Raw genomic sequence first — 12477 nt, 5'->3', positions numbered from 1 at the left:
GGGGTAACATGTATCCTTTTGTTACCCACACGTGGAATACAATAAAAGGGATATGTTTTCATGACTGCCCCTATTGTTACATGAAAAAATTCGATGGTCTGCTTCCTATACGGTTTGACCCCAAGGAACTGGAAGTAAACCTGGGTAACGGCAATTTTATTTTCGTTGGTAGCGGAACGGATGCCTGGGCTTTCGATATACCTTCGGACTGGATTACCCGGTTCCTGGATTATTGTAACCTGTTTAATAACAACTATCTTTTCCAGTCCAAGGACCCTTCACGTTTTTTGGAGTTCATTAGTCATCCGGTAATGAAGAAATCGGTTTTGTGCACGACCATAGAAACCAATGTCTTTTATCCGGACATCGTAAGGAATGCTCCAGGTACCCGGAAACGTGCCAAAGCCATGCAAAAACTGGCGAGCCTTGGAATGAGAACCTATGTGACCTGTGAACCTCTGATAAAATTCGACTTGCCCGAAATGGTTGAACTTGTCAGCATGTGTTCCCCTGTACAAGTCAATATCGGCAGGAACTCCCGACAGGACATTACCCTTCCCGAACCGACAAGGAATGAAGTGCAGGCATTGATAACCGGACTTCAGAAATTTACCAGAGTGGTAGTCAAATCCAATGCCAAGTGCTGGATTTGAGAATGTACTGACTGATTGGAAAGATAAAGGAGATGCTACATAAGCTCTCCTTTAAAATTTCGTCAAAGCCAATAAAGAATCCATATGACAAGGATACAGGTGAAAAATATTGCAAAATAACACCTTGTGAGTTAACCGGAGGCAAGTTTATTATACATATACTGCATATTTTATTATAATACCCACTCAGGCGGCGTGAGCCTACAACTGACGAAAGAAGAAAGATATACAATAGTTTCATGCAACTTTTTTTGCTAAAATTGAGATTTTTACTTAAAAGAAATAGAATGTATAAGGAAAAATATTGATGCGTTCCGTTTACTCATCGAAGTGTAAAAAGGGTATATAAAAACATTGCAAACCTTTATATATGAAATGAGTATAAACAAAAATAAAACAATTATGGATAATAATATAAATAATATGATATCAATTAGTATGCCGAAAGGTTGTAGGTATATGAGTGATTATGAAAATCTCTTGAATGGGGAATTGCCATTGGATGGTAAGTTTATCCTGAACAAGACTATAACCGGTTGTGGTGGTACATCCCTGTTTCTCAATTCGAACTTTCCTGTGGTAATAATTTCGCCACGGCTTCAGGTGTTGAAAGAGAAGCACAGACAATACCCCGACAGCTTCCACTTCCATGTCCCATTCAGTGGTAATAGAGGACAAGCAATAATCCAAATGATGCGGGATCTTGATTCATACCTGGATTATCATCATGGAAGCACACCATTCACCTCCTTACCAATGAGACCTGCCAAGATACTGGTCACACTGGATTCATCGGACAAGGTTCTTGGTGTCCTTAGAGGAAATAATATGCTGGATTCATGCCTCTTTGTGGTTGATGAGTTCCAATGTCTTATGGGCGATGCGACGTTCAAGGGGAGTACGGACATGAATTTTCTCATCCGGCTTGACAATGAAGTGAAACGTATCTGTTACTTGTCAGCTACACCTGTCCCTGACATCTACCTTGACTACATACCTCAATTCGCCAACATTCCCTACTATAAACTGGAATGGGATCCTGATGTGATTGTGGAGCCGACATTGAAGGAGAGGCAGATGAGGAACGGTGAGACTGCGGAGAAACTGTGTGGGGAACTGATACAACGTTACAGAAAGGACGGATATTTTGAAAGGAAAATAGTGGATGGAAATATAGTCTGTTCCCGTGAAGCCTGCATATTTCTCAATGAGGTCAAGTCAATCATAAGAATAATCGGGCAAAACAGTCTGAAGCCGGATGAGGTGACTATCCTGTGTTCTGAAAGCCAGTCCTCAAGGCTGCCCAAAGGATTCACGATAGACGGGTTGGATACGGACAGGAACAATCCCCAAAACAAACCTTTCACTTTCTGCACAAAGTCATCTTTTGAAGGTGTGGATTTTTACTCGGACAATGCCAGCACCTATATCTTCATCAATGCGGGGAAGGAGTGGCAGACATTGGACATCATGCTGGATATACCTCAGATTCTCGGCAGACAGAGGCTTGATACAAATCCGTTCCGGCATGATGCCACGATATATTACAAGACCTACCCTGCCACTATGACGGAAGCGGAGTTTGAACAAAAGCAGAAGATGATGGATTTGAAAACAAATAACATCCTCAATGTATTCAATAGTGCTCCTGAAGAATACAGAACTGTATTAATAGATTCTTACAGAAAAATGGAACCAGACAAGAAGTTTACAGATGATTATACTGACCTCATACAGGAGAACGGGCAAACGACGATAGGTTACAATCATCTGGTAATGGCGGCAATGTGGAACAGGTGGTACCAGAGAAGTTACTATTATAACAATTCCTGCCAGCTGTTGACGAGCATTCAGTCTGCGGTCGGGATGCGGAAGAAGCCGGATGAGGTGAAGCAGTTCGAGCAGTGGTATTATAATGCACCTGACAAGGACAGGCTTGCAGGATATGCGAATTTCAGAAATCAATGTCCGCAATATGACACCCTGCTCTTACAAAATCCGTTCATTGATTTCAGATTTCACGGGTGGTATGGAACTCTTGGTTATGATACCCTGTCAAGTCTTGATTTTCGTGAGGCTGATGTTGAGGATGCCTATAATGTTCTTTGTGCACAGGCTCCGATAAGTGAGGCTTGCAGGCAGGAGTTCGTTCCCGGCATGCTTTATTCCAAACAGGAGGTAAAGGCCAAGTTACAGAAGATATACGACAACTTGGGACTTTCCGGGAAAACAGCCAAGGCAACAGAACTGAAACTGTATCTTCCCGTCATGGAAAAACAGAGGACAAATGACAGGGGCAGGAAAGTGTATTTTATCAAGATACTGGAAGCATAGACAAATAATATGACAGTACGTCCATGGATAGGACGGTACTGTTTTTTTCTTGGCGACCATATGCTGACATTCCATCTGTCCAGTCAAGGGAAGCAAGGGGATTAAAATCACATTACCCATGTATCACATAAATGATGATATGCAAGGGTCAACTGAAAGCCTATTGTACCATATGTTACTGTAATTAATAATAATACTCACTCAAGCGGCGTGAGCCTACATCTGACGAAGAAGAGAATAGTATATAATTTCAGATCAACTTTTTTTGCCAGAATGAGGGAAATTACTTATAAATGATATGTTTCAAAGGAAAAAAAATTGATTGATAGCGTTCCGTTTACCCTTTCAATGATGATTTGGGAACTGGAAAAATTGATAATACGGAATGGGTGTATTATTGCCAAACTTGTCACTTGTTCTTTCGGCTATATATCCCCCAAAAGGCAGCAAGAGAATTGGGATTTTATTCATTCCCCGGTATTCTATAAACCCGGAGTATGATTGCTATAAATGAAGATATAGCAAATCAGACAATGCAATCTTTCTGTATGCCCAAATCACTGTCGGATGAGTTAACGGTACGCATCACTTTTTTTCTCAATAAAATCTTTCTCTTTTAAGTAATAATCCACATTTCAGCAAAAAAAGTTGATTTTGGGATATAATATATTTTCTTTCTTTCGTTTGTTGTAGGCTCACGCCGCTTGAGTGGATATTATCATCAATTGTAATAATCATATGGTATAATTGGCTTTCAGTTAACTCTTTACTCCCACAGTTCGGATAATGTTTGAATGATGAACCTTGCCTTTTTTCCCTGGCTGAATTGGCATACTTATACATTGTTTCAACTCCTCATTTGTACTATACATATTGCATCGGGAGGTATGGGCAAAAGTGTATCAGTATAAGCAAGGATCCGATAAACCACTCCCATCACCCTTACAATGGATCCGGTTTAAACCAGGCTATATATGTCTCCCGTTAATATTGCGAGATAGTCCTTGCCCCCGTGAATGGAATGAAAGAGTAATGTTGAAGAGCTGATATGGTTACTTCACGGCTATAATCGACGGGCAAACCTATGACAGTGCCGGAAAACAGGTGGAGGAAATATAAAACTCTCTCCACATACACCAGGCACGTTTATCTATTGCCCGTTCATGTACCTTGCCTTGTGGAGTATTAAACAAGTATAGGGTGGAAATAGAAGAGCTTTATTATCATTCAACCGGTAAGGATAAATACTTAATACAAGAGCTGGTCATAAAGAAGCGATGAATATAGGATATGGTTTGCTGTCGGTTCATCATTGGTAGAAGGGTTATCTCAGTATCAGTATGGGAACTAATCTGATAACCGGACTCTGTATTAGCCACTCATCCACTCTATTCATTATTACCCGTACGGATTTGGGATGAAGTGTTGGTTATATGGCTACTTGGAAAATGGAATAATGTAAAATATTTTATATATCATATAATACTATACCCGTTCTGTTGGGCATGAAAAGACAGTCTTTTTTCTTATATTTATATTATATATAGGTGGGTAGCGTTTTACACACTCTAGGGATAGATAGTTTTTCGTCGATTAACCAATTAATATTCAATTCAAAAAGTCGTATCATATTGTATTTTCCAAGGAGCTGTATTTTGAACGTTTACCCGTCTGAAATATAGTATTTACCCACCAGCGAATGATATTTACCCCCCTGAAAAAAGAAAAAGGAGGGCACCTTTCGTATACCCTCCTTGGTTCGTTTCATCTCAAACCGTTTCTTCTCTCATATCTTTTGAAAGCATTTTTTACGCTGTCCCGGTCCACTCCGATCATTTTTGCTATCCTCCCGTATCCCAACGGCTGGCCATACTCACCGGGAGTATGCCATAGAGGATACCAGCATTCAACCTCCTCGTCTGTCAGCTTACGCCTGAGAGGTGAGCAGGACATCTTCTCCATCTTCGGATACGCCCCCTTATAGTATTTGTGGAGGAAACGTTCCATGCAGTGGTTGGCAATATATACGGTCAGTTTGCAGACTGCCTTGCGCATCTTCGGGTTGTCCTCACCGGGTTCTCCGGCGAGCATGTGCAGCACGATGGCGGCATGGAAGGCAATGGTGGCCATACGGGGGGAGACCATTCTCCTCATCCTGTCATCAGCCTTCTTCTGTTCCCCGATCCAGTTGCCCAGTGGGCCATGTACATAGGAGAGGTCAGTAAGATACTCGTCAGCGGGAATGTCCGTGCCATCCTCCGCAGTCCTGAGGCAGTATTTCTCCCGCCATTCCCCTAACTGGTCGCGCATTCTCTCAAGTTCCTCACCCTCCGGCAGATCGAACTCGGGAATTGAACGGTCCTGTTCGGGAATCGCGCAGAAGCAGATACGGGATGCGGTGCCGTTCTCGTAGTCCTCATCCGTAAAGAAGCGTCCGACAGCTCCGGGAGTACCGGTGAAGGTATAGTTCAAACGGACAGAAAAATCACCGCGGCAGTCATCACGGGTATGCTTGTTGTCCAGGGAGACGGCCTCACCGGAGAATGCCTTGCGTAGCAGGTCACTCGAGAATCCACCACCTTTCGAAGCGGATTTCCGTATGGTGTCGATCTCCGTTTCCAGTGCATAGAGGGAAAGACCCCGGCTGTTGGCGATGACCTCCATCAGCCTTGCCTTTGAAATGTCGGTACCCACTATCTGGACAATCCGGTCTGTCCTGCCGGTTCTGGATTTTAGCCTGTTGTCCATGACCACCCTTTGAAAGAGGTCCTGCTCATACACGTCCTTGAACACACTCTTTCCGGAACCCTGCCCACCCTCGATAATCACCTGCAGGCTGGGTGAATGATACCGTCCATCCAGATATCTTGCCTGTACATTTGAGAAGGCCAGTGCACCGTAGCCACCGAGCAGATGGAAGAGCATGGCAGGCCTGAAACCTTCAGGACAGCCGTCAAGAATGGTACTGATGTGGGGGATGGCAGAGTGGCACGGCATGGGGAATTCCCGGTTGAACCATTGCAGCCATTCTCCAAGACTGACATCTTCGTGCGGGTTCTGCTCTTGCCCCGTACTTTTCCCCATTGGATCGAGCTCCCGGCGGATTCCAAGCAAAGCACGCGTCTCGTCAATCTTTATCTGGCTGAGCCCTTTTGCTTTCCGGATGTCAAGGTCGCACTGCTGTTCCGCCTCGTCCTTTTTGATCCTGCTGTTCTCGCATGCCTCATCCTTCCTGATTACGCTTTTCAGTATCTCGTTCTCAATCCTGGCCTTTACCAGCTTCTTCCTGATTTTGGGCAATACGATCAGCCCGACTGCAACCGTGATGCCGACAACGGGACCACCGATTTTCCAGAAAGATGAAACGGTACCCTCATAGCTCCCCCCAACTCCACACAGTCCTACACTCGCTCTCGCTTTAATGGTGGAAGGGGCACTTGCATTTGAAAAATTTCTACTCATAATCAATGTGATTTTTTAAAGTTGATAAATCTTGTTTAATTACTGCATCGTCTGTCGGGACTGTCAGACAGACCGGAGACTTCACGGTTTTGACGGCCTGCCTTCTGTTGACATCCGCCAGATGACGGTCCACAGTTACCAATGATACGCCATACATGGCGGCGATTTCCCTGTGCGTCATCCCCTTCTTCGACGCCAGATGCCATTCTCTCACCATGCCACGGGTGACTTTTGTTCTGGTCCTGGTACGTTTGGTAGAGAGGAGAACCTGTGATGGTACAACCTTTTCCGCATCATTTCCCACCTTATCAATTACGGCAGGTGCTTCCACTATCTGACCGTGTCTCTTTACAGAGCTCTTATAGGCCAATATACCTGCAAGGCCGACGACAGCCATGCCAAGTTCCATTAGGACTATTCTTTTAATGTTCACGATATTAATAATTTACTGTTTATAATAATACTGCTCAGATCCGATACCCCGACCGCCACCGGCTGTCTGGTTTTGTGACTATTGCTTATTAATGAATTCACGCAGGCTCTCTTTCCAATATATCGAGGTATGCCCCAGGGACTGTACCTTTGCCACGAAATCACGTATCTGCTGCGGGGCGTAACCTTTTTTGCCGCTGAGGATACCGATCTTGTAATGGTCGCAGAACCCTGCCGTTTCTCTAATCATTTCGAACGAGAGGTCCGGGTCGATAATGGGCTCGATGCTCGCCCACGTGCTTATACCGGCATTGTGCAGTTCTTTCATGGACTGAATACGTTCCCTGTTGGTACTTGCGCCAGGTTCCAGGTCGTCACGTCCGGTAAGTGTGAAACCAACGGATACAAACCCCTTTCTGGAAAGCACATTCTGTACGGCAGGATGATCCAACCAGTCTGCACATTTGGTAAGTATCTGGCAAGGGACTCCTTGACGCTGTGCCTCGTCCATGCATCTGAAGTTCAATTCGATGGTCTCAGCCAGGCAGGGATCGGACACGAAGTTGAAATGGAGCCCACCGTCCTTGATGATTTTCGACCGCCACCTGGTTAGTTCCGTTTTAAATATCTCAAAGGCGGTCTCGGTGTCGACGAGGGACTTCTTCAAGGATACAATGATGCCGCCAAGTGTACCGGCCATGATGCTTTTGTTGTTAAAGCAGTAATCGCAGTTATTCGAACAGCCGTTGTACAGGTTGCAGGCCCATAAACAGAACTCTCTGGCTCTTCCATCCGGTTGGTAAATGGCCTTGCCATGGATCCTTGTTGCACTTACGGTATTGTCTGAGGACGATACAATCGGGGAGGTTCCGTCGTTTCTCTCTCTATTCAATTCGGCAAGGTGGAGTCGGGTCTTGGCCGCTGGCAGTCCAATCCGCTCGTGAAGGTTGCCAATGGCCACTGTTTCTTTAATCCGCTTGTGGGACGATACACTTTTCATGGCGAATCTTCCATCATTTTTCACATCATTAGTTGCGGCAGGCGCTTTCCCGGTCTGCCCACGTTTCTTCATGGACATGTTATAAAACAATGTACTCGCAAGCCCTATGGCTGTCATACAAAGCCCCATTAGGGCTATTCCTTTATTATAATTCATTTCTATTGCATTTTAATAATTTTTTATAATTCTGATGTTATGGTCGCAAACCGGTATTCTCCGGTTATTTTTTGAGAGGTCCTTCACTGGTATCTTGAACCTGCTGCCACACCTGTACACGCAGACAAGTACCGGCCATGACACATTTGACAGTGCCCCCAATAAAGGTTTCTGACAGGCCTTCAAGATACTTGATGTCGCATTCAGGACTCCTAATCCTCATCTTATCATGTATGATTCTCATATTCATTGTCCGTTTACTATAGTTACTATCAGGCCTGGCATTTCCCTCAGGTTTTGCACCGTCATTAATACATCCTACCGTTGCTTGGACAGTTGTCTGCTCTGCGTGTGCAAGCACAAGACTTTGAACAATTGTATTCATTACGGTTACATGTTATGATTATACTTTGATTGGTTATATCTCCCCTTTTGGTTACTTACCCGTAGGATATCCAGCACCCCATATACGTCAAACAATATGTATTTGCCGTTCTGATAGGTCGCATCATCCAGCAGACCGCTGGCCTTCCACCTGTTGACTGTGCTTGATGAGACTTCAAGCACCCCGGCAAGACTCTTGATGCCCGTTACAAATCTGGGGAATCCAAGGTAATCATCCATGGTTGACTTTTCCACTTCCACTTTCGGGTCCTTCGGCAACCGGAATTGTTCCGGCTGTTTACTGCCTGCCATTATACATACCGTTTTATTATGCGGTACTTCCATCTTCTTTTTCATATTTATCTATATTTTAATATAATTGTTTTCTGTTTCGAAACGCCGCAAAGGTATAAACAAAAAATACGATTATTTCAAAATAATAACCGGTTTATTATCAGAAAATTACATGAAGTTGGAATAGGTTGGAATAGGTTGTAGATGATTGTAGTTGGTTGTAGATTTAGCCTTTAAGATTGTACATGGTTGTAATAATAAGGGGCTGTGATTCGGACTGTACCGGCAAAGAAAACTAATAAAAAATTGATTATGCCGGCACTGTTTTTTTTGAACGGGGAATTTGATTTCAGAAGTGTCAAAGACAATCCTCTTGAGCCGTTGAATTCCGACAGGTCCTTGCCCCATTGTTGGAAAACATTTTAAGGCTGCCCCTTGAAGACGGGATGGACACTTGTCTTTCCGGGAATGCACGCATGAGTGACAGCCGCCGTGATGGAAGGATACAGAGACAGGTGCAGACTCCAACGGGTAAAGTGCCGTTTCCATACCTTGTGACCGTAACTCCGGCTTTGATTCCGGTTTGTTAAGAACGTGAAATCATCCGGCAGGGAGTATTGCTGGCCGCATTATCGGCCTTCATGTTTCGGGTAACATGTTTTTGCGGATTGGAAGGTTTCCCCGGTATTATCCAAAGTCTATTCGTCCGGCTCTGTGTTGCCCATCAGACATGAAACTTGATCGGACATGCCGGTAACAGATGCCCAAAAAAGTTCATGGGGGAAACCGGAGCATGTTTATGGGATTGTAGGCAGATACCGGTGGAACGGGGTTACTTAATCTGGATGAAAAATGGAGTGGGGAATACGCTGTCGTTATCGAATCATGGCGGGAGAGCAAGGAAAGGTTTACCGGATATCACCAATCCACAGCAGATATACGACGTGTGACCCGTACCGTTGAGGAATATCACCGCCAGATCCGCAAGGAACAAAAAACAAGGGCGTGTTCCCACCGGACACACCCCTTGAAAAACCGATCTACCTTGCTTGCCACAATATACGGAAGGCATGGGCCATGCTATTGGCTGATTGGGGAGCCATTGCACGACAACCGGTGACAAAGCCTGGAAACATATTTGAATTGTTGTAGCTTTACGCCAGCCGGAGTATTGTTGGCACTGGTCAATCCCCGACTGCTGGGCACAGAAAGAGAACAGCGCATGACACAGTTATTTTACGCCCTCCATAACGTCTGATATAACTTTTGATATAACCGCATCTATCTCTTCTTGATCTGATTTGGCAATTTTATTGGTTGCATTTTTTAGAGTACCGGAAGGAATCTGTGCGTGGTCCAGCATGATGCATGTTTCCACCTTTTGCCACGTTCCTCTTCTAATCTGGCTCTTCCCTTCCAATTTGTACAGCTTCAGAATAAGCCATTGCAGGGAGCCTTTACCGCCGGTCCAATCTATATAATCATTCTCCTCGGGCTCGTAGGTCCCTGATGCCCCCATTCCTCCGAATATATAGCAAAAATATATGTACGAGGAACATTTCATATATCCATCTGTCAGCTCTTCAAATAATGCCTCCATGGCCTTCAACCGTTTAGCTTTAGTTTTAGCTTTATTTTCAGCTTTGATAGTCTTGATAAATAAAGGTGGATAAGACAGTGGAATAGGTGTTGGCCGATTGCTTTGAGAGAACTCCTCTAGAGAAACCTCAATATTTTTTAATACTGTCTTGCCACCTTCCTCCTTTGTTTTATCCTGGACGGGAACTTCAGGAGCGGGTTGGAAGGACTGCATCTCTTGTTGCTCCACTGCATCGGGAACCTTATCAGTCTCTTTTTCCGGTGACAGACTTATAGTCTCGGCAGTGTTGGTTTCAAGTACGGGCTGATTGTCACTTGACTGTTGACCCGTTGGTTTATCAATGCATGTTGGATTGTTCGTATGGCCATCTATAGATGGGGGATTCGTATCATTTATAAAAAAATCCAAATCCGAAGGACCTATTCCGCGGACTGTTGGGGTATTCTTTTTCCCGTCTAAACAATCTTTCAACATCATTCCCAATCCTACTCCTGCCACCAGACATACAGCACCCGTAACAATAGTTTCCCTTTTTGTCCTTATTGGACTATAAAAGACAGGATTGGAAGATGGCAGGAGGCTCACGCTGTCTCTGGATCCACTACATTTCATAAGTTGGGGATCCACCAGAATTTTCGCACTGTTTCTGTATCTGTTCTTTATCATAGATATTATATTTAAAATTAATAATAAAGCCGATATCCGGGCTTATCCCGAATATCGCCCCAAATATAACGATAATCTTGTTATGCAATGCTTTTTACATATTCAAAAAGCTGTTTTAGTTGTGTCGGAGTCATCTTTTCCATACTTTCTATGACCCCAGACTTGTATTGGTGGGTGTTCCATTTCTCCATCTGCATCTTTTGGGTTTCATCGGCCACTTCAATGTAAGGTTTCATACTTTCGTAATCGGAATGACCTGTGCAACTCATTACTACGCTAGCCGGAATACCAAGAGCCAAGGAACAACATACAAAAGTTCTTCTTGCATCGTGGCAGCTGATCTGTTCCCAGAACTTATAGGTATCCTCATGTCTGGTATTACCCTTGAAATAAACCTGGGATATTTCGCGATCCAGTCCGGCAAGTTTGGCAGCATCTTTCAAGTAATCATTCAGTTTTTGGTTACTTGGGACTGGAAAAATAGTTTTACCTTTGTACCAGGAGTATTTATCAATGATCCGCTGGGCATGTTCATTCAGAACGATATGCAGTTTGTCATCAGTCTTTTCGGTACAGAAATCTAGGCAGCCATCTACAATATTGGCAGGTTTTAGTGCGGCCAGGTCTGAATATCGAAGTGAGGTGAAAGCCATGAAGCAAAACATATCCCTTGCCCTCGACAAATACTCCCTCTCCTTGGGAAATTCAAAATGGAAGAAGTGCATCAGTTCCTTATATTTTAAAAAGGTGACGGCCTTCGGTATAACTTTTAGCTTAGGCTTGAATTCCAGTACACCAGGTTGTATCACATATCCATTTCTGGAAACCCAACGAAGAAACGACTTCAACATACTCAACTGTTTAACAATGGTTCGATTTCGATAATCATTTTTTATATACCAATTCATAAGTTGAATCATTTTATCTTTATCCAGTGTTTCCAGTTCTATTTTAGAATCACAGCCTGTTAGTTGTTGCCATACTTGTCCATATTTATATTCTGCTTCTATACTCCAGTTTCCTTCCAATGCTCTTGTTCTTAAGAACTCGTTGAATATGTATTTCAGTGTTTTTGTTTCATTTTCTTCTTCTACTTTTTGTTTCACTCTACCCAGTTTTTCATTAACTGATTCTTTTAGGTCAGCAGTCGTTGGTATCGTTGAACGAACATCGTATTCAGTAAACACTTCCTCGATACAAACCAGAAAACTACGGATTGCATTGTTAATCTCACGGGCATAAACAATCTTCCCACCGATTTTATGGGTCGTATTGCTTTTTACCAGTTGTTTGTCACTATCCCATTTTAGAGGATCAATAGTATAACCGACAGAGAAACCGACTTCATTCTTCTTACTGTTCCATCTTACCCGGATCATTACCTGCCCGTTCTTCATTACATAGGCTCTTGTGCTAAAACTTGTCTTTTTCATACCTTTTATTTAATTTTGTTGCGAATCTAAAGAGAAGATTTTAAAGGAAAAACAGGCTGACAT

8 protein-coding genes are annotated in these 12477 nt (G+C 43.6%); 2 read left to right on the top strand and 6 right to left on the bottom strand.

Annotated features, from left to right (window positions below):
* Positions 1–80: 80 nt before the first annotated feature.
* Both H1A11_RS17515 and H1A11_RS17510 read left to right on the top strand, forming a co-directional pair.
* A complete protein-coding gene (locus H1A11_RS17515; RefSeq protein WP_181758102.1) occupies positions 81–653 on the top strand; it encodes a hypothetical protein in 573 nt (190 codons plus the stop codon).
* A 459-nt stretch (positions 654–1112) separates the two neighbouring features.
* Positions 1113–2987 (top strand): hypothetical protein, encoded by a 1875-nt coding sequence (locus H1A11_RS17510; protein WP_255461475.1) that lies wholly within the window; start codon positions 1113–1115, stop codon positions 2985–2987.
* 1764 nt (positions 2988–4751) lie between these two features.
* On the opposite strand, the gene H1A11_RS17505 is transcribed toward H1A11_RS17510, so the two are convergent.
* The 6 genes from H1A11_RS17505 to H1A11_RS17480 form a co-directional block, all read right to left on the bottom strand.
* Positions 4752–6449 (bottom strand): DUF3987 domain-containing protein, encoded by a 1698-nt coding sequence (locus H1A11_RS17505; RefSeq protein ID WP_181757511.1) that lies wholly within the window; start codon positions 6447–6449, stop codon positions 4752–4754.
* Positions 6442–6858, bottom strand: a complete 417-nt coding sequence (locus H1A11_RS17500) for a hypothetical protein (RefSeq protein WP_255461474.1) — start codon at positions 6856–6858, stop codon at positions 6442–6444. Before H1A11_RS17500 ends, H1A11_RS17505 begins: the two co-directional genes overlap by 8 nt.
* A 102-nt stretch (positions 6859–6960) precedes the next feature.
* Entirely contained in the window at positions 6961–8037 is a 1077-nt protein-coding gene (locus H1A11_RS17495; protein ID WP_181757509.1) for a radical SAM protein, read from the bottom strand.
* A 390-nt stretch (positions 8038–8427) separates the two neighbouring features.
* Complete coding sequence (locus H1A11_RS17490; protein ID WP_181757508.1) at positions 8428–8778, bottom strand: DUF3853 family protein; 351 nt, start codon at positions 8776–8778, stop codon at positions 8428–8430.
* 1168 nt (positions 8779–9946) lie between these two features.
* Complete coding sequence (locus H1A11_RS17485) at positions 9947–10981, bottom strand: hypothetical protein (RefSeq protein WP_181757507.1); 1035 nt, start codon at positions 10979–10981, stop codon at positions 9947–9949.
* Positions 10982–11061: 80 nt separating this feature from the next.
* On the bottom strand, positions 11062–12414 hold the full coding sequence (locus H1A11_RS17480) for a tyrosine-type recombinase/integrase (RefSeq protein ID WP_181757506.1): 1353 nt from the start codon (positions 12412–12414) through the stop codon (positions 11062–11064).
* Between the last annotated feature and the right edge of the window lie 63 nt (positions 12415–12477).

Origin of the sequence: Bacteroides sp. CACC 737, from assembly GCF_013874375.1 — a bacterium.
In the GTDB taxonomy this organism is placed as follows: domain Bacteria; phylum Bacteroidota; class Bacteroidia; order Bacteroidales; family Bacteroidaceae; genus Bacteroides; species Bacteroides uniformis.
The sequence above is the reverse complement of the archived record's forward strand: the minus strand, read 5'-3'. Positions and strand labels throughout refer to the sequence as shown.